The sequence below is a fragment of the Streptomyces sp. L-9-10 genome, assembly GCF_004151105.1.
In the GTDB taxonomy this organism is placed as follows: Bacteria; Actinomycetota; Actinomycetes; order Streptomycetales; family Streptomycetaceae; genus Streptomyces.
Map to the genome: position 1 here is coordinate 44,687 of NZ_PHRF01000095.1, position 20,582 is coordinate 65,268.

Sequence of the window (20,582 nt, forward strand, 5' to 3'; positions counted from 1 at the left end):
GGGCAGCAACCGCCGAACGTGCCACACGGTAGCGATCCGCCGCCGACCCCGTAAGAGGCCGACGGCCGGGGCGGTTCACGGCGCTTCCAGCAACTGGCCGGAGCCGGGAAGCGGGTGGTGCGGATCGTCGTAGAAGAGCGCGACTCCGTCCGACCAGAACATCTCCGTACGGCCCGCGCGCACTCCCTGTCTCAGTTCCTGGATCTTCCACGGCAGCTGATCGGCGGTGCCCGCCTCCGCGACGGTGGCCACCGCGCCCCGGTGGAAGTCCGCGCAGACCACGTCGGGACGGTCCATGCCGCGTCGCAGGAGGGCGACATGGAAGCCGCCGCGCACCACCCGCGCCAGACCGGCGGAGGTCTCCCCGTCGGGCCGGTCGCCGTAGCGGCAGAGCACGGGCACGGTCTCGTACGCCAGAGAGCGCAGGCTCTCCTCCGTAGGAACGGGTACCCGCAATCCGTCCTCGCAGTCGATGACCTCGGCCTGCATCGCCGCACTCCACGTACGGCTCCAGCGCGCCCTGCGCTCCCGCGCCTCGTCCTCCGAGAGCGGTGACTCCTGGTCCGAACAGCGCACGACCACCGGACGCGTGACGCCGAGCGGTGGCTCGTCGGGCGACAGCTGCCAGCCGTCGACCTCAAGGCCGAGCAGCGCCTGTACGACGGCCACCTGGAGCATGGCGGGGCTGTCCGGCTCGTCGCAGCGGCGGAACGCCTCGGTCAGCGCGGCGGTGAGGCGCGTGCGCAGCGAGTGGCCGGGGGTGCCGCGGCTGTCCTCGGCGACCGGCACCACCTCTCCGCTGTGCCGGGCGACGCCCACCCGCCAGTCGTAGCTGTCCCGCTCCCAGCCGCGCGGCTCCAGCTCCAGCAGGACGAAGGGGCGCTCCCCTTCCCGTGGCCGCTCGCCGTAGGCCGGGGCCGCCCGCCGCTGCTCGCGGTCCGTACGGTGGCGTCCGGCGGACCACAGCCGGGTGATCTCGTTGCGGAACTCCCGCGAGAGCTGGCTGTCGGCGAGCCCCTTCACCCAGTCCCAGAGTTTCTGCTCGGCCGTCGCGGTGGTGTGCGTGACATAGGGGCGCTCGGCGGAGATGACGCTCATGCAGTAGCGCAGGACGAGTTCGAGCGCGGCCTCCCCGCCGCGGGTCTCGTAGAGCGCCCCGAGCCCGTCCCGCCAGCTGCGCGGCGCGGGATAGCGGTCCACGGAGTGCACATTGGGCAGCCGGAAGAGCAGATCGAGCAGGCTGTGGGTGGAGACCGGCGGCGGCAGCTCGGCGAGCCTGCCGAGCAGCGTGACGCGCTGCTGCGGGGTCAGCGCGCGGTCGGCGCCGGTGGCGAGGGAGCTCTGCACGTCGGTCCACGTACGGTCGGTGCCCACCCGGCTGATGTGCCGGTCGGCGTGGTAGCGGTCATGGGCGTGGAACACCGCCTGGTAGTCGTCGTCCGACTCCGCCCCGGCCATGGTGGCGGGCACCGGCAGCGAACGCAGCCGGTCGATGGCGATGGAGGTCCCGCCCATGGCGCCGAGGAGCTGTGACTTCAGCACCCCGACCACTTCGCCGCGGTGCAGATCGACGGCGGGCCCGCCGGAGACCCCCGGCGGCAGCACGTCCCCGCCGAGCCGCATCTGCTCGTCGGAGTCGGCCCAGCCGCCGACCGTGCCCTGGACGGCGCACTGCCCGCTGAGCCGCTTCAGCCGGCCGCCCACCTCGGTCCAGCCCGAGTAGAGCACCGGCTCGCCGCCGAAGAACTTCGCGGGACGCTCGCTCACATACACGCAGGCGTGGTCGACGGGCCTGCTGAGCCGGACGAGCGCGAGATCCGGCGCCGGCCAGCCCGCGCCGGGACCGGCACCGCCGGGGGACGCCTCGGGAAGCGCCGCCACGACGGCCCCCGCGACCGCCGTCTCGCCGCTTCGGGGACCGGTTTCGAAGACCACGGTCACGTCCCGCCCCTCCCCCTGCAACGCCACATGCGCACATGTGAGAACCCAGCTCGGGGCGATGAAGAAGCCGCTCCCCAGGAAGCTTCCGCTCGGCCCGTCAGGGTCATACCCGCCCTCCGGGCCATGGATGCGCACGGTGGCGGCCATGACGAGGTCGCGGAGGGCGAGTCCGCTGTCCCCGAAGGCCCCGGGCACGCCCCGGCCGAGCCCGTCGATCATGCTCCGCTCCCGGCCGGGGGCGTGGGCCCGTCGGGATGCGCCGGTGCGCCGGGTTGTGCGCCGGGCGTGCCACCGGCGGTCGGCGCGACGGGCGGGACGGACGGCGGGACAGCGGGCGGGACGGCCGGCGGCGCCGACGGTGGCGCGGCGGGCGGTGGTGGTGGCGCGGTCTGGGACGGCACCAGCGGCCGTGGCCCGGCGAGATCGGCGGGCGGACCGCCGTCGTTCCACGTCAGGGTGACTTTGATGCCCCCCTTGGCCTCACCGTCCGCGAGCAGTCCGACGATCTTGCCGGACTTGGCGGTGAGTTCGATGCCGAACTCAACACTCACCTCGTCGGGACGCACCGCGCGTAGAGGCCCGGCAAGAGACCGCGCGACGCTGGTCACGACGGATTGCAGGCTCTCGACCCGGGCCTGCACCTGGTCGGCGAACCCGGTGTCCGCGTAGGTCAGGCCCCCGGAAGGGCGGCGCAGTTCCGCGGCCCCCGAGATCCGGGCCCATACGGGCGTGCCGTCCGGCATTTCGATACGCGTGACATTGGCCTCGTCATCACCCATGACTTCCCCCGTTTCCCCCAATTCCCCGCAGATTAACGGCAGTAGAGGGCCGGCGCGAGGGTCATGGGAAAGGACGGCGGCACGCACCCGAACGGTTCTCCGCGGCGGCGGGGACCTCGTTCCCGGTCCTCACACCCCGCTCACCAGGCATTAGGCTGATTCCATGTACTTCACCGACCGTGGGATCGAGGAACTGGAGAAACGGCGCGGCGAGGAGGAGGTCACTTTCGAGTGGCTGGCCGAACAGCTGCGTACGTTCGTCGACCTCAATCCCGATTTCGAGGTCCCGGTAGAACGTCTCGCGACGTGGCTGGCGCGGCTGGACGACGAAGACGACGACTACGACGAATAGTCGCTCATCCGATCCGCAGTCCCGTCGGCCGTCCCGTCGGCCGTCCCGTCGGCCGTCCCGTCGCTCATTCCTGGGCGCGGAACCGGTCGTACGCGAGTCCCAGCACGCCGTGCGTGACGAGCAGCGTGCCCGCGAAGGCCCACCCGGCGCTCCGGCGGCGGGCCGCCCAGAGGACCAGCGGTACGCCCGTCGCGAGTTGGGCGGCGGCGAGCAGCCGGGCCTTGGGACCGCGGAGCCAGGGGCCCAGCGGCCCGTCCTCCACCACGTCCAGCTCGGCCCGTACGGTGTCGCGCCAGCCGGCCCATTCGAGAGGCTCGGCGTCCGGCTGGATCCGTGCGACCTCGCGCAGCCGGTCGGCCGGTTCGCCCGGGGTGAGACCCGCCGGAAGCATGAGGCCGGTACGGGTGAGGAACGCGGCCAGCACGCGCAGCCTGGCCCGGGAGTCCGCCTCCGGGTCCTGACGGGTCAGCGGCTCCAGCGCCTGGAGATCCAGGACGGGATCGAGGCCGAGGCGGGCCGCGAACGTACGCATCGCCTCGTCCTCCCCGGCGGGCGTGCCGTCCGCGAGCCAGACATAGCCGACGGTGCGCCGGAAGCCGGCCGCCAGGGTGTAACCGGCCCGGTCCGCGTCCCACCACAGCGCGAGAACCGGCCAGTTGGAGCCGACGGCGAGCGCGGTGGCCCAGCTCACGACCACCCGGTCGACCGGATCGCCGCCGTGCAGCCAGGGCTTGCCCTCGGGCACCAGCACGGTCCAGCCCTCGCCCGCCGGGGCGAGCAGCAGCCGTTCGCGGAGCAGATGGGCGGCGGGCCGTACCGCCGCCGGCTCGGCCCGGCAGAGCAGGAGAGCCCCCACGGAAGTCGCGTTCATAGCTTTACGCTAGGGCACTTTGCCGGGATATGGGCGTTGTGACCGCCGGGCGGCTGTCCTCGCGCCTCACGGGTTCGGCCACCCGGCCTTGACTTCCGATAACCGCGATATATCGTGTTCACCAAGAGACGCGATATGTTGCGTTACGCCGGGCCTCAGGAGGTCAGCACCATGGCAGAGTCGACGTGGGAAGTCGCCGAGCCGAGAAAGCTCACCTTTGACGACCCGGTGACCTCGCTCAATGTGCGGGTGGTCAACGGGACCGTGAACGTCGTCGGCACGGACGAGTCCGTCCTGAACGAACAGGGCGGCGCCCATCTGGAGATCTCCCAGGTCGAGGGCCCGCCGCTGATCGTGACCAGAGACGGTTCCACGCTCACGATCGCCTACGAGGACCTGCCCTGGAAGGGCTTCCTCAACTGGCTGGACCGCAAGGGCAGGCACCGCAGCGCGGTCGTCTCCGTCGCGGTACCCGCGGGGACGGAGGTCGAGGTCGGGGTGGTCGGCGCGGGGGCCGTGGTCTCGGGGGTACGGGGGCGTACGGACGTCCGGGGCGTCAGCGGCGACACCACGCTCGTGGGGCTGTCCGGCGCGGTGCGCGCCGACACGGTCTCCGGCAACGTGGAGGCCCAGGCGGTCACCGGCGAGCTGCGCTTCCACTCCGTCTCGGGCGATCTGACGGTCGTCGAGGGCGCGGGATCGTCCGTACGGGCCGACTCGGTCAGCGGCGACATGGTCGTGGACGTCGACCCGACGGGCGAGCCCACCGACATCAAGCTGACGACGGTCTCGGGCGGGATCGCGATCCGGCTGCCGCACCCCACGGACGCGCGGGTCGAGGTGAACACGGCGAGCGGCGCCGTCTCCAACGCGTTCGAGGATCTGCGGGTCAGCGGCCAGTGGGGCGCGCACAAGATCACCGGCACACTGGGGGCGGGCACCGGCACGCTCAAGGCGACCACGGTGTCCGGCTCGATCGCGCTGCTGAGAAGGCCACCGGCGGAGGACGGCCCGTACGACTCCCCCTCCCCGTCCCGGGCCGGCACCGCGCCGTCCGACACGAAGGAGCTCTGACCATGCCTCCGGTCTTCGCCCACGGCCGACTCCGCCTCTATCTGCTCAAGCTCCTCGACGAGGCGCCGCGCCACGGCTACGAGGTGATCCGCCTCCTGGAGGAACGCTTCCAGGGCCTGTACGCACCGTCCGCCGGCACGGTCTACCCCCGGCTGGCCAAGCTGGAGGCCGAGGGCCTCGTCACACACGCCACCGAAGGCGGCCGCAAGGTCTACTCGATCACCGACGCGGGCCGCGCCGAACTGGCGGGCCGCGGGGGCGAGCTGGCCGACCTGGAGCTGGAGATCCGCGAGTCCGTGGCCGAGCTGGCGGCGGAGATCCGCGACGACGTACGGGGCGCGGCGGGCCAGCTGCGCAGCGAGATGCGCGCGGCGGCCTCCGAGACCCGCAAGGGCGGCACGCGGACGGACTGGGAGTCGGCCTTCGGGGACAACGACTCCTGGCGCGCGGCCAAGGAGGAACTCAAGCGCGCGAAGCAGGAGTGGAAGGAGCAGGCCCGCCGCGCGAAGGACGAGTCCCGCCGGGCCCGCGAGGACGCGCAGCAGACCCGCGAGACGGTGGAGCGCATCGCGAAGCAGGTCCAGGACCAGGTCCAGGACCACTTCGTGCGGGGCGACTGGCCGAGCGCCGTACGCGAGGGCATGTCGGAACTGGCCGACCAGCTGAGCGGCCTGGCCGGCACGGCCTGGTCCACCCGCAAACCGCCGCCCGCCGAGCAGGCGGAGCCCGACCCGGGCTGGGCTGCGGACATCCCGCGGACGGGGGACCCGGCACGCGACCTGGACCGGCTGCTGGACCGCTTCCGCGACGACATCCGCGACGCGGCGCGGGACAACGGGGTGACGGAGGCGCAACTGACGGAGGCGAGCGGGCACTTGTCGGCGGCGGCTACGCGTATCGACGGGGTGTTGCGCAAGGGGTGACGCGGGGCGGGGGCCGGGGTGCGGTCGTCTCTGGCGGGGGTCGGTTTTCGGGTGCGGGTTGTGGTCCGGGGTGTGGTCGTCTTTGGCTGAGGCCGGTGGTCGTGTGCGGGTTGTCGCCGGGTGGCGCTCCGGGCTCATGTCCGGGACTGCATGATTTACGGCACGACTCCGGCCAGACGATGGTTCGGGCGTCCGCGCGCCACACATCACGCTCTACGTCCCGGACACGACCCCTGCGCGCCCCCCTTCACCCCGCGCCACCGACCAGGTCCCGCCCGGTCGACGCCGCACCAGGCGCTCCGAGCACACGAAGATCGGCCGGACCGAACACCTAGCTCGCCTTCGACAGGCCGCCGAACATCGCGCGTTCCACCGCCGCGTACGTCGCTCCGTGGTCCGCCAGGACCTCCGACACCACCCCCGGCCGTGCCGTCAGCGCGAGCAGGAGGTGTTCGTCGCCGATGTGGCGGTCGCCGCGGCCCAGTGCGATCCGGAGCGACTTCTCCAGCGTGGCCTTCGCCGCCGGGGTGAATCCCCGGTGCCCCGACCACCACCGCCTCGGCTTCCTGCCGACCCGCATCGCGCCCTCGCCGTGGGCCTCCTCGACCTTCGAGACGATCTCCCCCACGTCGATCCCGATCCCGGCCAGCGCGTCCGTGTCCGCCTGTGTCAGCCCGCCCCGCCTGCGCGCCTGGGCGAACGCGTCCTCCAGGGAGTCGCGCCGGTCGGTGATACCGAGCGCGGTCAGCGCGAAGGACGCGCGGGTGCCCTGCTGGTCGAGCAGCGCCAGCAGGAGGTGTTCATCGGTGACTGTGTCCGCTCCCGTGCGCTCGGAGTGTCCGACGGCCCCGGTGACCACACCGCGGGCGCCCTCGGTGAACCGTTCGAACATCACTGCCTCCCATGCTTCTTGTGCGCGGCCTGCCGGCTGACGCCCAGCTCGTCCGCGATCTCCTGCCACGACCAGCCCTGGTTGCGGGCGCTGCGCACCTGTACTGCTTCGAGCTGCTCCAGCAGCCGCCGCAGCGCGGCGACCGCCCTCAGCCCGACCCGGGGGTCGCGGTCACCCGCCCGCTCGGCGAGATCCGTTGCTTCGGTCATGACGTCAACGTACGTTGACATGGAGGCGTTGTCAACACACGTTGACACCTCAGGGGGTCAGTACGACCTTGCCGAACAGATCGCCCGCCGCCATCCGCTCGAAGCCCTCCCGCGCCCGCTCCAGCGGCAGCACCTCGTCGATCACCGGCCGTACGCCCTTCACCGCGCAGAAGGCGAGCAGGTCCTCCAGCTCGTCCCTCGACCCCATCGTCGAGCCGACGACCCTCAGCTCCAGGAAGAAGATCCGGGTCAGCTCGGCGTGCGCCGGACGGTCACCGCTCGTGGCGCCCGAGATCACCAGCGTGCCACCGCGCCGGAGGCACTTGATGGAGTGTGACCACGTCGCGGCGCCGACCGTCTCGATGACGGCGTCCACCCGGTGCGGCAGCCGCGCGCCCGGCTCGTACGCCTCCAGCGCGCCCAGTTCGACCGCGCGCGCCCGCTTGGCCTCGTCGCGGCTGGTCGCGTACACCCGTAGCCCCGCGGCGCTGCCGAGGACGATGGCCGCCGTGGCGACCCCGCCGCCGGCGCCCTGGACGAGGACCGAATCCCCGGGCCGGACACCGGCGTTGGTGAACAGCATCCGGTACGCGGTCAGCCAGGCGGTCGGCAGACAGGCGGCCTGTTCGAAGGTGAGCTGCGGCGGCTTGGGCAGGACGTTCCCGGCGGGCACGGTGACCTGCTCGGCGAACGTGCCCTGGTAGTGCTCGGTGAGGATCGAACGGGGCTCCGCGCCGTGGTCACCTCCGCCGATCACCGAATGCACGACGACCTCGTTGCCGTCCGGGTCGAGACCGGCGGCGTCACAGCCGAGGATCATCGGCAGCCTGCCCTCGGGCAGGCCGACCCCGCGCAGCGACCACAGATCGTGGTGGTTGAGCGAGGCGGCCTTCACCGTGACGGTGGTCCAGCCGGGGCGCACCTCGGGCGCGGGGCGTTCGCCCAGCTCAAGGCCGTTGAGGGGGTGGTCGCGGTCAATACGGGCTGCGTAGGCGGCGAACATGACCTTGACGATAGAGCGGACGCGGGACGCGGAGGAACCGTACGCGCGTGTGACACGCGTCCCGCGCCCCGGATCAGTCCCTGCGGTACTGCGCGGGCGAGTTCCTCGTCGCCGGGTCCTCGTACGCGCCCGCCGTTCCCCGGTCCACGTGGAAGGTGGTCAGCGTGGACACGGGCGAGGCGGGATCCCGGCGGTCCTCGATCACCCGCATATGGGTGGTGAAGCGCTCCGGTGTCACCTCGTACACGTCGTAGCCGTACCGGTTTCCCTCGAAGTACTGGAGGTGCGGATTGGCCCGGCCCATGAGCGGGCCGTTGGTCGCGTTCCACTCCGGGTCGTACGCGCTGGACGTCACCGAGTGCGCCGTGAACTCCGTACCGATGACGGGCGATTCCGTGTCGTCGTAGTCCGGCCTGATGTCATCGACGAACGCCGAGTGCCAGTCCCCCGTGAGGACGACGAGGTCCTCCAGACCGCTGGTACGGACATGGCCGAGCACCTCCTTGCGCTCGGCGAGGAAGCCGTCCCACTGGTCGGTGAACATGTACGAACCGCCGGGCGAGCCGCGCAGCTGGCTGAGCATGATCGAGTTGGCCCAGATGTGCCAGGAGTCGGGGGCGCGGTCGACGGTCCTCTTGAGCCACGCCTTCTGGTCGGCGCCGAGGATCGTGCCGTCCGGGAGGTTCTGCGCGGAGCGGTACTGCCGCAGATCCAGCACGGCCAGCTCCAGCAGATCGCCCCAGCGGCGTACCCGGTGGATGTCCGGGTCGGGCAGGGCGGAGTCACCGGCGTCGCGGTGCGGCAGATGCTCGTACCACGCCTGGTAGGCGGCTGCCCGGCGCTGGAGGAACGGCGCCCCGCCGCCCGTACCGCTGTAGTCGTTGGCGACCTCGTGGTCGTCCCAGGTCAGGAACCAGGGGTGGGCCGCGTGCGCCTCGCGCAGCGACGGATCGCCCTTGTAGAGCGCGTGGCGCTTGCGGTAGTCGGCGAGCGTGTAGATCATCGGGCCGTTGTTGTCGCGGACGACCTCGCCGCCCTCGGGCCCGTACTCGTAGATGTAGTCGCCGAGATGGATGACGAAGTCCAGCCGCTCACGGGCGATCCCGCGCAGTGCCGCGTAGTAACCCTGCGGGTAGTTCTGGCAGTTGGCCGCGGCGAAGCGGACACTCCCCACGCGTCCCGAGGGCGCGGTCCTGGTCCTGCCGAGCCTGCTGGTACGGCCCAGCGCGGTGAACGCGTACCAGTACGCGCGGCCCGGACGCAGGCCGTGGACCGGTACGTGCACGCTGTGCCCGAGCGTCGCGGACGCGGGGGCCGTGCCCCGGGCGACGACCCGGCGCAGCGCCCGGTCCTCGGCCACGACCCAGCGCACCTCGACGACCTCCGGCAGCGGCTGTTCACCGGGCTCGGCGAACGGCTCGGGCGCGAGGCGCGTCCACAGCACCACGCTCGTGGGCTGCGGATCGCCCGAGGCGACGCCGAGCGTGAAAGGAGCGGCGTCGTACGTCGAGCCGAGCGCCTCGGCGGCCTCGCGGGCCTGCGCGGGCGAGAGCCCGGCGCTCAGCGGCCAGACCACGTTGAGCGCTCCGGCGGCTCCGGCCGCCTTGAGCAGATCGCGTCGGTTCAGTTTCATGCCCGTCCCCCCGAGGCCGTCAGAGTCAGCGAGAGCGCGTCGGCGTAACCGTCGTTGGAGACCCCGGAGCCGGACCGGGTGAAGACGAGCAGCACCCGCGCGGACCGGGCGCCGGGCGGCACGGCGGCCTGGGCGCTCCGCTCGACCAGCGCGGTCCGGCCGCCGCGTTCGGCCGCGGTGACCGGGCCGAGCACGGACAGGGCGACGGGTGTGCCCCTGCCGTCGCGGAACTCGACCGACAGCCTGGCGCCGTCCTCCTGCGTGGCGTACCCGCCGAGCCACCCGGAAACGGCGTACCGCACACGCCCGGCATCCACGGCGGCGCGGCCGGCCGGCCCATCGACGGGCAGCGGGACGTCCTGGACGAGGGCGGTGCGCGGGCTGTTCCCGCCGGAGAAGAACCGGCTGCCACGGTGTGCGGGGCCGGGGTCCGCGGAGGTGGGATAGCCGTTCCCGACGTCGTACCCGACGAGCGCGGGCGCGCCTTCCCGTACGACCCAACCGTGAACGGCGGACACGGGCTCGGCACTCCCTCCGGGTCCACGCTCGGCGTCACCATTGACGAGCAGGTTCACAAGCGCCTCCTGAGTCGACAGTCGTCACAGGGCATCACAACAGGCGGTCATGAACCAGGGGCTGATGGGGGATTGCGGCCCGGTGCGGTGTGCCTCCGGCGGGGGGCGGGGCGGGTGCGGGGTGCGGGGTGCGGTCGCCGGGTTGCGGTCTCGTTGCCGTGGGCCGGGGTCCGGGGCCTCCGGAGGCACATGTCCGGAGGCCCCGGCCCCCGGCCCACGGCAACAACCCGCGCACAACCACCGGCCTCAGCCGAAACGCACCCCGGACACGCCCCCCAGCCGGAGGCGAACCGCGCCACCCGGCAACAACCCGCACCACACCACCGGCCCCAGCCGAAGACGACCGCGCCCCGGACCACAGCCCGCACACAAAAACCGGCCCGAGCCGAAAGGCACCCCGGACCACGCCCCCCGCCGGACGGCGCACCGCCGGACGGCTACCGGCGCGCCACGCCCTCCGATCGCGCCGCCGCCGCCACCGCCGCCGTCACCGCCGGCGCCACCCGCTCGTCGAACGGCGACGGAATCACATAGTCCGCCGCCAGCTCCTCGCCGACCACGTCGGCCAACGCGTTCGCCGCCGCGATCTTCATGCCCTCCGTGATCCGGGACGCCCGGACCTGGAGCGCGCCCGCGAAGATCCCCGGGAAGGCGAGCACGTTGTTGATCTGGTTCGGGTAGTCGGAGCGCCCGGTGGCCACGACGGACGCGTACTGGTGCGCGATGTCCGGGTGGACCTCCGGGTTCGGGTTGGCCATCGCGAAGACGAACGCGCCCGGCGCCATCGACGCGACCGCCGGCTCCGGGACCGTGCCGCCGGAGACGCCGATGAAGACGTCCGCGCCGGAGAGCGCGGCTTCCAGCGAGCCGGAGAGCCCGGCGCGGTTGGTGATCTCGGCCAGTTCGCGCTTGACGTCGGTGAGGTCGTCGCGGTCGCGGCTGACGACGCCCCTGCGGTCGGCGACCGCGACATCTCCGATGCCCGCCTCCAGCAGGAACTTGGCGATGGCGACCCCGGCCGCCCCCGCGCCCGAGATGACGGCGCGCAGTTCGCCGAGCTCGCGCTTCGTCAGTTTCGCCGCGTTGCGCAGGGCGGCGAGCGTCACGACGGCCGTGCCGTGCTGGTCGTCGTGGAAGACGGGGATGTCCAGTCGTTCCTGGAGCCTGCGCTCGATCTCGAAGCAGCGCGGCGCCGAGATGTCTTCGAGGTTGACGCCGCCGAAGGACGGCGCGAGCCGCACGACGGTGTCGATGATCTCGTCCGTGTCGGTGGTCGCGAGCGCCAGCGGCACCGCGTCGACCCCGCCGAACTGCTTGAACAGGATCGCCTTGCCCTCCATCACGGGGAGCGAGGCCTCCGGCCCGATGTCGCCGAGTCCGAGCACCGCCGTACCGTCCGTCACGACGGCGACGACCTGCGACTTCCAGGTGTAGTCGTGCACCAGCTCGGGCCGCTCGGCGATCGCGCTGCACACCTTCGCGACCCCGGGGGTGTACGCGAGGGACAGATCGTCCTTGTCACGCACCGGCACGGTGGCCTGGATGGCCATCTTGCCGCCGCGGTGCAGCGTGAAGGCCGGATCGAAGGGCTCGTCCGGAGCACTCCCCGTACCGCCCTGGTTGTCGGTGGCGCTGTCGCTGCGAGGATTGACAATCTCCGCTGCCATGTGGATGACCCCTTAAGTCTTCATCAGTTGAGGGTTGCCGCTCCTGGTCAAGGAGGGGTGGGTGGGCACCGCGTGCGCGATCCGCGCCGGGTTGGTCCGCTCGGCGCTGAAAGGTGACAACTACGCGCGGGCGCGCCGCACACGCGCCCTGAGCCCCGGATGAGGGGTGTAATCATCCTTCTTACCGGACGGACCACGTCGTCCACGAGTCCGTATCTCCCCGGCATCTCCCCGGTGAGATGACTCATAGCCGAATATTCGGACACTTCCGATAAGCGGCATGAACCACGCCCCAGAAAGAAGACGGGCCGGAGATTATCCGGCCGGAAGAAGGTATTCCAGCAGATGGTCCGGTCTTGATGTACCGCCACGCCGGGGGCAGGGGGTCTCCCGTTACCCGATTTTGACATGCCCGGTCCCCTGAATGGGCCAGTCCGAATGGCAAGATGCCCTAATCACACTCGGTCGCGACACTCGAAGACGCGTGCTCGGCCATTTGGCAGCTCCCTCATCCGCCGGAGGATCCTGATCATGACCGCAAGCACCACTCGCCGGACGACCGCCGCGAAGTCCAGGATCGCCGCGGTCGGCGCGCTCGCGGTCGCGGGCACCCTGCTGCTGACCGCTTGTGGCGACCAGACCGAAGGCGCCAAGAAGAAGGACAGCGGCTCCTCCGCCGGGGCCAAGGCCCCGCTCTTCGACCAGCTGCCGAAGGCGATCCAGGACAAGGGCGTCGTCAAGGTCGGCTCGGACATCGCGTACCCGCCGGTGGAATTCAAGGACAAGTCCGGCAAGACCGTCGGCATCGACCCGGATCTCGCCGACGCGCTCGGCAAGCAGCTCGGCGTGAAGTTCGAGTTCGAGAACGGCACCTTCGACACCCTGCTGACCGGTCTGCGGTCCAAGCGGTACGACATCGCCATGTCGGCCATGACGGACACGAAGGACCGGCAGAACGGTGTGGACGGCGACACCGGCAAGAAGGTCGGCGAGGGCGTCGACTTCATCGACTACTTCACCGCCGGTGTCTCGATCTACACCAAGAAGGGCGACGACAAGGGCATCACCACCTGGTCCGACCTCTGCGGCAAGAAGATGGTCGTCCAGCGCGGCACCGTCTCCCACGATCTGGCCAAGGCCGAGAGCGGGAAGTGCACGCAGGCCGGCAAGGGCAAGATCACGCTGGAGGCCTTCGACAACGACCTGGAGGCGCAGACCCGGCTGCGCGGCGGCGGCGCGGACGCCGGTTCCAGTGACTTCCCGGTCGCGGCGTACGCGGTGAAGACCTCGGGCGGCGGCAATGACTTCCAGCTGGTCGGTGAGCAGGTCGAGGCGGCTCCGTACGGTATCGCCGTCGCCAAGAACAACCCGCTGACGAAGGCGCTCCAGTCCGCGCTGGACGCGATCATCAAGAACGGCGAGTACGACAAGGTCATCGCCAAGTGGGGCGTCGCGGACGGCGCGGTCAAGGAAGCCAAGCTCAACGGCGGTTCCTGATTCCGCGCCCACTCGAAGGCTCTGAAAGGCAGAGGCAACATCCGTGACGGTTGACATCGACAAGTCGGACGACCCCAAGGAAGGCCCGCGGGACGTGTCGTCCACCGCACCGGAATCCATCAAGGCGATTCCGGTGCGGCACTACGGGCGGTACGTGTCCGCGGTCGTCGCGCTCGGCGTGCTGGTCGCGCTCGTGTACGCGTTCGCCCAGGCGGATGTGAACTGGGGCGCCATCCCCGACTACTTCTTCGACGGCCAGATCCTGACCGGCGTCAAGAACACCGTGATCATCACGGTGCTCGCGATGCTCCTCGGCGTGGTGCTCGGCATCGTCCTGGCGGTGATGCGGCTCTCCAAGAACCCGGTGACGTCCGCCATCGCCTGGTTCTACATCTGGTTCTTCCGCGGCACGCCGGTCTACGTGCAGCTGCTGGTCTGGTTCAACCTGGGCATCGTCTTCGAGTACATCAACCTCGGGCCCGTCTACAAGGACGAGTGGTCCTCGTTCATGACGCCGTTCCTGTGCGCGCTGCTGGGCCTCGGGCTCAATGAGGCGGCGTACATGGCGGAGATCTGCCGGGCCGGCCTCCAGGCCGTCGACGAGGGCCAGACCGAGGCGGCGCACGCGCTGGGCATGAGCCACGCCAAGACGCTGCGCCGGGTCGTCGTGCCCCAGGCGATGCGGGTGATCGTGCCGCCCACGGGCAACGAGGTCATCAACATGCTGAAGACCTCGTCGCTGGCGGTGGCGGTGCAGTACACCGAGCTGCTGCGCTCGACCCAGAACGTGGCGCAGACCTCGGGCGCCACGGTGGAGATGCTGTTCCTTGCGGCGGCCTGGTACATGATCCTGACGTCGGTGCTCAGCATCGGCCAGTACTACCTGGAGCGGCACTACGCGCGCGGGTCGAGCCGCAGCCTGTCGATGACCCCGTTCCAGCGCGTCCGCGTCAACCTGCTGTCCCTCGGCCGGCCCAAGGGAGGCATGGCATGACCCAGATGGTGAAGGCCGAGGGCGTACACAAGTCCTTCGGCGCCGCCCACATCCTCAAGGGCATCGACCTGGAGGTCGCCCCGCGCGAGGTCTTCTGTCTGATCGGCCCGTCCGGCTCCGGCAAGTCGACCTTCCTGCGGTGCATCAACCACCTGGAGAAGATCAACGCGGGCCGGCTGTCGGTCGACGGCGAGCTGGTCGGCTACCGCCAGAAGGGCGACAAGCTGTACGAGCTGAAGGACAGCGAGGTCGCCAGGAAGCGCCGGGACATCGGCATGGTCTTCCAGCGCTTCAATCTCTTTCCGCATATGACGGCGGTCGAGAACATCATGGAGGCGCCGGTCCAGGTGCGCGGCGAGGCGAAGGCCGTGGCCCGCGCCCGTGCCGAGCGGCTGCTGGACCGGGTCGGGCTCTCCGACAAGGCCGGCAGCTATCCGTCGCAGCTCTCCGGCGGCCAGCAGCAGCGGGTGGCGATCGCCCGCGCGCTGGCGATGGAGCCCAAGCTGATGCTCTTCGACGAGCCCACGTCGGCGCTCGACCCGGAGCTGGTGGGCGATGTGCTCGACGTGATGCGCGATCTGGCGCAGGACGGCATGACGATGATCGTGGTCACCCATGAGATGGGCTTCGCGCGGGAGGTCGGTGACGCGCTGGTCTTCATGGACGACGGTGTGGTCGTCGAATCGGGCCATCCGCGCGAGGTGCTGACGAACCCTCAGCACGACCGGACGAAGTCGTTCCTGTCGAAGGTGCTGTAGAAGGCGGTGCGGCACGCGTGAGGGGCGGCACGGACCCGTCCGTACCGCCCCTCACGCGTATACCGGCCCCGGTCCGGCTCAGCTCGGCCCCGCTCCGTCCGCTGCCTGCTTGAGTGCCTGCTTGAGTGCCTACTTGAGTGCCTACTTGAGCGCGAGGAGGAGGGAGTCGGACGGTGAGGACCAGACCGTCCGTACCTCGTCGAAGCCCGCGTCACGCAGCTTCCGCGCGTGCCAGTCCACGGATGGAGTATCGCCTTCCGCGTGTTCGCCGTAGATCCTGAAGCGCTCGGCGGTCGGTTCCGCGAGGACCGGGTCCCGGCCGGCCAGCTCCCACCAGTCCGCCCAGTCGAGGGCGCCCGCGGCCTTGGCACGGTCCATTCCGGCATGCCGGTGGGCGCGTTCGATCGCGTTGATCCTGGGGGTGGAACCGTCCGTCATATGGTCGGCGTTCATGACCACGCCGCCGTCCCTGACCAGGCCCGCGAGCTGCCCGTACAGCACCGCGAGCGGCTCGGCGCGCAGCCAGTGGAGGGCGGTCGCGGTGAGTACGGCGTCGTACGGGCCGCCCGGCAGGAGCGCCGTCCAGCCCGGGTCCTTCAGGTCGGCGGTCACGAAGCTCACGCGCTCGTCCCCGGCGAAGTAGCCGCGGGCGATGGCGAGGAGCGCGGGGTCGAGGTCGACGCCGGTGCTGGTCGCTCCGGGGAACCGGCGGAGCAGCCTGTCCGTGATACTTCCCGTGCCACAGGCGAGATCGAGCACTCTCGGCTCGGGGCCCACCGCGGCTTCGACCATGTCCAGCATGACCCGGAAGCGCTCCTCGCGGTCGGGCATGTACCACTCCTGCTGGCGGTCCCAGCTCTCCTGCCAGCCGCGCCAGTCGGTCCCCGCAGCCGTGGTTCCCGCAGCCGTGGTTCCGGCACTCGCGGTTCCCGTCTCCGTCATGGAAACCCTCCTCCGTAATACCCTAGAAGCACAACCAGCCATTACACCGATTTCCCTCCAGACCCTAGACCGCTTCCGTAAGGACTACAAGTGGAACTGGCCTCTTACTCGGACTCCGCCGTACGACTGGTCAACACCGAGGAACCGGCCCGCGGTACGGACACCCTGACCTCGGTCGAGGCCGTCCGCGCCCTCTTCGGCCCCAGCTCGCAGGCGGCCCGCCGCGCCACCGACGCGGACGTCACCCGCTTCCGGTCGGTACGGGCCCGGCTGCGCGCGGTCTTCACCGCCGCCGACGCGGGCGAGGCCACCCAGGCGGTGGACCTGCTCAACTCACTGCTGCTCGAATTCCCGGTCAGCCCGCAGATCTCCGGCCATGACTTCCTCGACGACGAGGGCCATCCGCGCTGGCACATGCACCTCGCGGACCACCCCTCCAACGCGACGGCCGGGTTCGCGGCGACGGCGGCGATGGGGCTCGCGTTCCATCTGACGGAATACGGCGTCGACCGGCTCGGCCTGTGCCAGGCCGCGCCCTGCCGCAACGCCTATCTGGACACGTCCACCAACCGGTCGCGCCGCTACTGCTCGGACCGCTGCGCGACCCGCGCCAACGTCGCCGCCTACCGGGCCCGCAAACGCCTGGAGACCGAGCGCTCGGCCGGCACCGGCCGCAGCGCCGACACCAGCCAGGACACCACCGCGCGCGCCGACCGCTGATCCCCCAGCGGCCGGTAGCGCGCCCGGACCCGCCCCAGCAGCAGCTCCTCGGGCACCGCGCCGAACACCCGGCTGTCCCCCTCGGCGCCCGGATTGTCCCCGAGCACCCACCAGCCGCCGTCGCGGCGCTCGACCAGCCGCTTCACGATGAGCAAGTCCTGTTGCAGCGGATGTTTGAGCACCGCCACATCGCCCGGCTTGAGGGGAGCGCGATAGTGCACGAGGAGCTGGTCGCCGTGTCTGAGCGTCGGATACATGGACGGCCCCATCACCTCGGCGATCCCCAACGACACCTTCGGCTCCCGCCCGTGCTCCGCCATTCGGCACCTCCCGGTCCCACGGTACGTTCCGCCACCGGTCCCATCCTGACCCCGGACTTTTGTCCTAAGCCCCAGGGGGCACCCGCGAAAACAGGCTTCTCACGGAGTAATGTCCCACCTGAGAAGACGATCACGAGGAAGGACAGCTCCATGCTTTCCCGCCTGTTTGCCCCCAAGGTGAAGGTCAGCGCCCACTGCGACCTCCCCTGCGGCGTGTACGACCCGGCCCAGGCCCGCATCGAGGCCGAGTCCGTCAAGGCCGTCCAGGAGAAGATGCAGGGCAACGACGACGCCCACTTCCAGGCGCGCGCGACGGTCATCAAGGAGCAGCGCGCCGAGCTCGCGAAGCACCACGTCTCGGTGCTCTGGAGCGACTACTTCAAGCCCCCGCACTTCGAGAAGTACCCGGAGCTGCACCAACTGGTCAACGACACCCTCAAGGCGCTGTCGACCGCGAAGGGCTCGAAGGACCCGGCCACGGGCCAGAAGGCCCTGGACTACATCGCCCAGATCGACAAGATCTTCTGGGAGACGAAGAAGGCCTGATCGCCGATCATGCCGCTTGACCTGCGGTTACATCACACGCAGCGCTTTCCGGCCGCACCCGGCCCGCAGGACTCCATACCGGAGCCCCTGCCGGACCGGGTGCGGTCTTCTTCGCCCGGCCAAAGGTGCACGTAGATCCGCAGCGTGATGACGGCGGACGCGTGGCCGAGGACCAGTGGACCTGCTTGACGCTCGCTCCGCCGGCAACGAGGGCGGAGGTAGAGAAGTGGCGCAGGTCGTGGGTCACCATGGGCGGCAGACCGTCATCGCCCACGACGGTGAGCGATCGGCCTGCGGAACACGGTCGACAGCGATGGCCGAGTCGGCTCTCAGCGGCGGCAGACGAGGACGCCGCCGAGGCACCTGATCTCGAAGGCCCCCTGCTGATCGATGTGATCGACGAGGATGGTGCGGGCCCGCTCGATCGTCGCCCCGAACGGCACGTCGTGCTGGTCCGCCCATGCCCGGTAGGAGGCCAGGTGCGCGACGACCGGTTCGGGATCGTGGACTGTGATGGTGCCGGGCAGTTCCGTCGTCTCCACCCGCCCGAACTCCTCGCCCAGGAAAGCCGGGGCCTTCTCCAGGGAGAAGCGGGCGCTGAGCGAGATGCGGGCCGGGCCGCGTCCGGTGCCGAGAACGTCGCCGGCTGCCCGCTGCCACAGGTCGTCGAGCTCGGCCTTGTCCCGATCGCTGTTGGTGGAGACGATCACCAACCCGTCACGAGTGACGACGCGGGACAGTTCCCTGACCGCCTGCGGGATATCGAGGACGTGGTAGAGCATGTGCAGCGCCAAGGCGCCATCGGCGCTCCCCGTGGCCAGTGGCAAGTGAGTGGCGTCCGCTACAGCGACCGGGCCAGGGACACTGGCGAGGATGCCAGGAGCGATGTCCAGGCCCAGCAGAGCAAGGTCGGGCCGTTCGTCGCGAAGTCGCTGGATGAACGTGCCGTTGCCGCAGCCGATGTCGACCATGCGCCCTCGTACGCCGCTCAGTTGCTCGGCCACGATGCCGGGCAGGTCGTAACGGGGCGCCTGCCACTGGTAGAGCGACTGTCGTGCGGCCAGATCCCGATCAGTGCTGTAGGCGCTTCCGGCGAGGCGGCCCCGGTCGGTGACAGCGGCGGCGTGTGCGGCGGACGGTTCGGTCACGTCGGCAACTCCAGAGGGTGGGCGGCGGGTGAGGCCGCAAGGACGGCCGTGTGCTGGAGTCGTTCGCGCAGGTGTACGGCCTGCGCGGCTCCACCGTACTGTGGCCCGCTCAGTTCCTGGCCCAGGGCGGTGAGCCGGCGCACAATGCTTGCCGACATGCGCTCCGGCCGAGAGTCGAGGACGAAGCCGAGCATGGCCTCGGTACCGTCCAGGTCGCCCAGGAGCAGATGGCCGCGGGCAAGATCGACGTGGGCGGCGAACAGGTCTCCGACCGACTGATCGTCGTCTTCGGCACTGCGATAGAGCCGGATCGCGGTGTCGGCACTGGCGATGGCCTGCTGAACATGCTTCCGCCCGCCCACGGCCAGGTGGCTCGTCCCGGCGTACGCGAACTGCTTGGCGGCCGGGAAGGCGAAGATGCCCGCACCTCGTCGCGGCCCGGCATCGCCTCACGGGAGCGCTCGGCATCCGCCAGCGCGGCCACCGCACCCGCCCGGTCTCCGGCTATTGCCGAAGCGGTCGCGCAGTCGGGCGACTGGGTCTTCGGCTCCCACCTGGTCGACGAAGCCCTCCAGGCCGTCGGCCTCACCCGCGCCCAACTCCCCGCCCGCTTGTTCTGCCCGCAGGTCGTCACCGACACCGGCGCCAAGCTGTCCAAGTCGCTGATCCGCGAAGGCTGTGCGCCCTTGCCCGAAGGCGCAGCCGCCTGGATGCTCGACACTCGTCAGTGGCCCGGCACCATCGCGGAGTTTGCCGAGCAACTGCTGACCTTGACCGATACGTTGCTGTCCAACCCCCGCCACTTCTTCCGCTCGTACTCGGCCTCCGAGATCGGCCGCATCATGACCGCACCAACCACCAGGAGCATTCCCGCCCCATGACCAATACCACCGTCCGCGTCCGAGAACTCAACCTCTACCGCCAGTACTTCGACCTCGTCGCCGCAGGTACCAAGACCATCGAAGTACGGGTGAAGTACCCCCACCTCGCCGACCTCGCAGCCGGCGAAACCATCCGCTTCCGCATCACGGGCACAGACGAGACCTGCGACGTGAAGGTCAAGCGGGTCACTGAGTACTCGGACTTCGAGGCACTGCTCGACGGCGAGGGACCAGCGAACGTCAACCCGACCGCCACCCGCGAACAGCAGCTCACCAACGTCCGCGCCATCTAACCACCCGAGAAAGAAGCCCTCGGCGCCCTCGCCATTGAGATCGCGCGTACCAGCCGCTAACGCATTTTGAACGACACACCCACGGGAAGGCGGGGCCCGGGAAGTTGCACGCCACTAAAGTGACGTTTCGCAAGATGAGATGATCAACTTCCTGGAGTTCAGATGGACTTAGCGTTCGCCGAGTTGGCACTTGCAGCTCTGGGTGGTGCCAGCGGAAGCCTGAGCGAAGCCGTCGTGACGGATGTCTGGCGACGCCTCCGGGACCGCTTCTCCAGCGACGACCGGGCCGTTGCCGCACTGGAGGGACGGGACACCGACGATCCGGATGCCGTAGCCGCACTCAGCGAGGCGCTGCGTCGCGAGGCCGCGGCCGACCCGGAGTTCCGGCGCGAGATGGAAGAGCTGCAGTCCCTCCTAACCTGGCCTGCAGGCGGCACCGTCAACACCGTGCGCGACTCTCACGGCCTGAACGCCCCCGGAGCGACGTTCAGCGGCACGGTGAACATGTCCTTCGGCCGGTCCGAGCAGGGGCAGTGACTACGCAACCACCCGAGCCCGCTCGGG

The 20,582-nt window shown here is 70.4% G+C and carries 22 protein-coding genes and 1 pseudogene; 11 read left to right on the forward strand and 12 right to left on the reverse strand.

Translation table 11 applies throughout. From position 1 onward, the window contains the following. Positions 1-75: 75 nt before the first annotated feature. Both CU044_RS21535 and CU044_RS21540 read right to left on the reverse strand, forming a co-directional pair. The gene (locus tag CU044_RS21535) at positions 76-2,160 is read right to left on the reverse strand and encodes a trypsin-like peptidase domain-containing protein (protein WP_240045759.1); all 2,085 of its coding nucleotides are present in this window, start codon (positions 2,158-2,160) and stop codon (positions 76-78) included. Further along, positions 2,157-2,720: a CU044_2847 family protein gene (locus tag CU044_RS21540; RefSeq protein ID WP_129770367.1), complete on the reverse strand. Its 564-nt coding sequence runs from the start codon at positions 2,718-2,720 to the stop codon at positions 2,157-2,159. The genes CU044_RS21535 and CU044_RS21540 overlap by 4 nt, the downstream gene beginning before the upstream one ends. A 163-nt stretch (positions 2,721-2,883) precedes the next feature. Here CU044_RS21540 and CU044_RS21545 point away from each other — a divergent pair, with 163 nt between their 5' ends. Then, positions 2,884-3,072 (forward strand): DUF6104 family protein, encoded by a 189-nt coding sequence (locus tag CU044_RS21545; RefSeq protein ID WP_129770368.1) that lies wholly within the window; start codon positions 2,884-2,886, stop codon positions 3,070-3,072. 64 nt (positions 3,073-3,136) lie between these two features. Here CU044_RS21545 and CU044_RS21550 read toward each other — a convergent pair whose 3' ends face one another. Beyond that, positions 3,137-3,943 (reverse strand): hypothetical protein, encoded by an 807-nt coding sequence (locus CU044_RS21550; RefSeq protein ID WP_129770369.1) that lies wholly within the window; start codon positions 3,941-3,943, stop codon positions 3,137-3,139. A 171-nt stretch (positions 3,944-4,114) separates the two neighbouring features. Between CU044_RS21550 and CU044_RS21555 the strand changes: the two genes are divergently transcribed. Together CU044_RS21555 and CU044_RS21560 are read left to right on the forward strand one after the other, a co-directional pair. Next, complete coding sequence (locus CU044_RS21555; RefSeq protein ID WP_129770370.1) at positions 4,115-5,017, forward strand: DUF4097 family beta strand repeat-containing protein; 903 nt, start codon at positions 4,115-4,117, stop codon at positions 5,015-5,017. A 2-nt stretch (positions 5,018-5,019) separates the two neighbouring features. Next, positions 5,020-5,940: a PadR family transcriptional regulator gene (locus CU044_RS21560; protein WP_129770371.1), complete on the forward strand. Its 921-nt coding sequence runs from the start codon at positions 5,020-5,022 to the stop codon at positions 5,938-5,940. Positions 5,941-6,271: 331 nt separating this feature from the next. Here CU044_RS21560 and CU044_RS21565 read toward each other — a convergent pair whose 3' ends face one another. From CU044_RS21565 to CU044_RS21590, 6 genes are all read right to left on the reverse strand, one after another. Next, positions 6,272-6,832: a Clp protease N-terminal domain-containing protein gene (locus CU044_RS21565; RefSeq protein ID WP_129770372.1), complete on the reverse strand. Its 561-nt coding sequence runs from the start codon at positions 6,830-6,832 to the stop codon at positions 6,272-6,274. Beyond that, positions 6,832-7,041, reverse strand: a complete 210-nt coding sequence (locus tag CU044_RS21570) for an HTH domain-containing protein (protein ID WP_030355647.1) — start codon at positions 7,039-7,041, stop codon at positions 6,832-6,834. Before CU044_RS21570 ends, CU044_RS21565 begins: the two co-directional genes overlap by 1 nt. A 49-nt stretch (positions 7,042-7,090) precedes the next feature. Beyond that, complete coding sequence (locus CU044_RS21575) at positions 7,091-8,044, reverse strand: zinc-binding dehydrogenase (RefSeq protein ID WP_129770373.1); 954 nt, start codon at positions 8,042-8,044, stop codon at positions 7,091-7,093. Positions 8,045-8,117: 73 nt separating this feature from the next. Next, a complete protein-coding gene (locus tag CU044_RS21580) occupies positions 8,118-9,677 on the reverse strand; it encodes an alkaline phosphatase D family protein (protein WP_129770374.1) in 1,560 nt (519 codons plus the stop codon). After that, positions 9,674-10,195: a phosphoesterase gene (locus CU044_RS21585; protein ID WP_240045760.1), complete on the reverse strand. Its 522-nt coding sequence runs from the start codon at positions 10,193-10,195 to the stop codon at positions 9,674-9,676. Before CU044_RS21585 ends, CU044_RS21580 begins: the two co-directional genes overlap by 4 nt. Positions 10,196-10,689: 494 nt before the next feature. Further along, positions 10,690-11,919 carry an NADP-dependent malic enzyme gene (locus CU044_RS21590; protein ID WP_129770376.1) on the reverse strand — a complete coding sequence of 410 codons (1,230 nt, stop codon included), beginning with the start codon at positions 11,917-11,919 and terminating at the stop codon, positions 10,690-10,692. A 531-nt stretch (positions 11,920-12,450) separates the two neighbouring features. Between CU044_RS21590 and CU044_RS21595 the strand changes: the two genes are divergently transcribed. Genes CU044_RS21595 through CU044_RS21605 form a run of 3 tightly spaced genes read left to right on the forward strand, consistent with a single transcriptional unit; the run spans position 12,451 to position 15,168 of the window. Further along, positions 12,451-13,416 carry an ABC transporter substrate-binding protein gene (locus CU044_RS21595; protein WP_129770377.1) on the forward strand — a complete coding sequence of 322 codons (966 nt, stop codon included), beginning with the start codon at positions 12,451-12,453 and terminating at the stop codon, positions 13,414-13,416. A 43-nt stretch (positions 13,417-13,459) separates the two neighbouring features. Further along, positions 13,460-14,410 (forward strand): amino acid ABC transporter permease, encoded by a 951-nt coding sequence (locus CU044_RS21600; protein WP_129770378.1) that lies wholly within the window; start codon positions 13,460-13,462, stop codon positions 14,408-14,410. Positions 14,411-14,415: 5 nt separating this feature from the next. Continuing rightward, positions 14,416-15,168 carry an amino acid ABC transporter ATP-binding protein gene (locus CU044_RS21605; protein WP_129770882.1) on the forward strand — a complete coding sequence of 251 codons (753 nt, stop codon included), beginning with the start codon at positions 14,416-14,418 and terminating at the stop codon, positions 15,166-15,168. Positions 15,169-15,309: 141 nt separating this feature from the next. On the opposite strand, the gene CU044_RS21610 is transcribed toward CU044_RS21605, so the two are convergent. Next, positions 15,310-16,110: a class I SAM-dependent methyltransferase gene (locus CU044_RS21610; RefSeq protein WP_129770379.1), complete on the reverse strand. Its 801-nt coding sequence runs from the start codon at positions 16,108-16,110 to the stop codon at positions 15,310-15,312. Between the two features lie 90 nt (positions 16,111-16,200). Here CU044_RS21610 and CU044_RS21615 point away from each other — a divergent pair, with 90 nt between their 5' ends. After that, complete coding sequence (locus tag CU044_RS21615; protein ID WP_129770380.1) at positions 16,201-16,830, forward strand: CGNR zinc finger domain-containing protein; 630 nt, start codon at positions 16,201-16,203, stop codon at positions 16,828-16,830. Here the strand turns inward: CU044_RS21615 and sodX are convergent. Beyond that, complete coding sequence (sodX, locus tag CU044_RS21620; protein ID WP_129770381.1) at positions 16,734-17,150, reverse strand: nickel-type superoxide dismutase maturation protease; 417 nt, start codon at positions 17,148-17,150, stop codon at positions 16,734-16,736. The genes CU044_RS21615 and sodX overlap by 97 nt on opposite strands. Positions 17,151-17,300: 150 nt before the next feature. On the opposite strand from sodX, the gene sodN reads away from it, so the two are divergent. Continuing rightward, positions 17,301-17,696 carry a superoxide dismutase, Ni gene (gene sodN / locus CU044_RS21625; RefSeq protein WP_030352782.1) on the forward strand — a complete coding sequence of 132 codons (396 nt, stop codon included), beginning with the start codon at positions 17,301-17,303 and terminating at the stop codon, positions 17,694-17,696. Between the two features lie 329 nt (positions 17,697-18,025). Here the strand turns inward: sodN and CU044_RS21635 are convergent, their stop codons facing one another. Next, entirely contained in the window at positions 18,026-18,844 is an 819-nt protein-coding gene (locus tag CU044_RS21635; RefSeq protein WP_129770382.1) for a class I SAM-dependent methyltransferase, read from the reverse strand. 530 nt (positions 18,845-19,374) lie between these two features. Here CU044_RS21635 and CU044_RS21645 point away from each other — a divergent pair. The 3 genes and pseudogenes from CU044_RS21645 to CU044_RS21655 form a co-directional block, all read left to right on the forward strand. Beyond that, positions 19,375-19,725 (forward strand): annotated as a pseudogene (locus tag CU044_RS21645) (hypothetical protein); the annotation flags it as partial. Beyond that, positions 19,722-20,018 carry an ASCH domain-containing protein gene (locus CU044_RS21650; protein ID WP_129770383.1) on the forward strand — a complete coding sequence of 99 codons (297 nt, stop codon included), beginning with the start codon at positions 19,722-19,724 and terminating at the stop codon, positions 20,016-20,018. The pseudogene CU044_RS21645 and the gene CU044_RS21650, both read left to right, overlap by 4 nt. A 162-nt stretch (positions 20,019-20,180) precedes the next feature. Beyond that, entirely contained in the window at positions 20,181-20,555 is a 375-nt protein-coding gene (locus CU044_RS21655) for a hypothetical protein (RefSeq protein ID WP_129770384.1), read from the forward strand. Positions 20,556-20,582: the final 27 nt, after the last annotated feature.

Excerpts from the sequence above, each read along its gene's own strand:
- CU044_RS21590 (WP_129770376.1), bottom strand. The coding sequence starts at position 11,919 with ATGGCAGCGGAGATTGTCAATCCTCGCAGCGACAGCGCCACCGACAAC.
- CU044_RS21550 (WP_129770369.1), bottom strand. The coding sequence starts at position 3,943 with ATGAACGCGACTTCCGTGGGGGCTCTCCTGCTCTGCCGGGCCGAGCCG.
- CU044_RS21650 (WP_129770383.1), top strand. The coding sequence starts at position 19,722 with ATGACCAATACCACCGTCCGCGTCCGAGAACTCAACCTCTACCGCCAG.
- CU044_RS21575 (WP_129770373.1), bottom strand. The coding sequence starts at position 8,044 with ATGTTCGCCGCCTACGCAGCCCGTATTGACCGCGACCACCCCCTCAAC.
- CU044_RS21565 (WP_129770372.1), bottom strand. The coding sequence starts at position 6,832 with ATGTTCGAACGGTTCACCGAGGGCGCCCGCGGTGTGGTCACCGGGGCC.
- CU044_RS21555 (WP_129770370.1), top strand. The coding sequence starts at position 4,115 with ATGGCAGAGTCGACGTGGGAAGTCGCCGAGCCGAGAAAGCTCACCTTT.
- sodX (WP_129770381.1), bottom strand. The coding sequence starts at position 17,150 with ATGGCGGAGCACGGGCGGGAGCCGAAGGTGTCGTTGGGGATCGCCGAG.
- sodN (WP_030352782.1), top strand. The coding sequence starts at position 17,301 with ATGCTTTCCCGCCTGTTTGCCCCCAAGGTGAAGGTCAGCGCCCACTGC.
- CU044_RS21570 (WP_030355647.1), bottom strand. The coding sequence starts at position 7,041 with ATGACCGAAGCAACGGATCTCGCCGAGCGGGCGGGTGACCGCGACCCC.
- CU044_RS21545 (WP_129770368.1), top strand. The coding sequence starts at position 2,884 with ATGTACTTCACCGACCGTGGGATCGAGGAACTGGAGAAACGGCGCGGC.
- CU044_RS21605 (WP_129770882.1), top strand. The coding sequence starts at position 14,416 with ATGGTGAAGGCCGAGGGCGTACACAAGTCCTTCGGCGCCGCCCACATC.
- CU044_RS21560 (WP_129770371.1), top strand. The coding sequence starts at position 5,020 with ATGCCTCCGGTCTTCGCCCACGGCCGACTCCGCCTCTATCTGCTCAAG.
- CU044_RS21655 (WP_129770384.1), top strand. The coding sequence starts at position 20,181 with ATGGACTTAGCGTTCGCCGAGTTGGCACTTGCAGCTCTGGGTGGTGCC.
- CU044_RS21610 (WP_129770379.1), bottom strand. The coding sequence starts at position 16,110 with ATGACGGAGACGGGAACCGCGAGTGCCGGAACCACGGCTGCGGGAACC.
- CU044_RS21595 (WP_129770377.1), top strand. The coding sequence starts at position 12,451 with ATGACCGCAAGCACCACTCGCCGGACGACCGCCGCGAAGTCCAGGATC.
- CU044_RS21535 (WP_240045759.1), bottom strand. The coding sequence starts at position 2,160 with ATGATCGACGGGCTCGGCCGGGGCGTGCCCGGGGCCTTCGGGGACAGC.
- CU044_RS21540 (WP_129770367.1), bottom strand. The coding sequence starts at position 2,720 with ATGGGTGATGACGAGGCCAATGTCACGCGTATCGAAATGCCGGACGGC.
- CU044_RS21580 (WP_129770374.1), bottom strand. The coding sequence starts at position 9,677 with ATGAAACTGAACCGACGCGATCTGCTCAAGGCGGCCGGAGCCGCCGGA.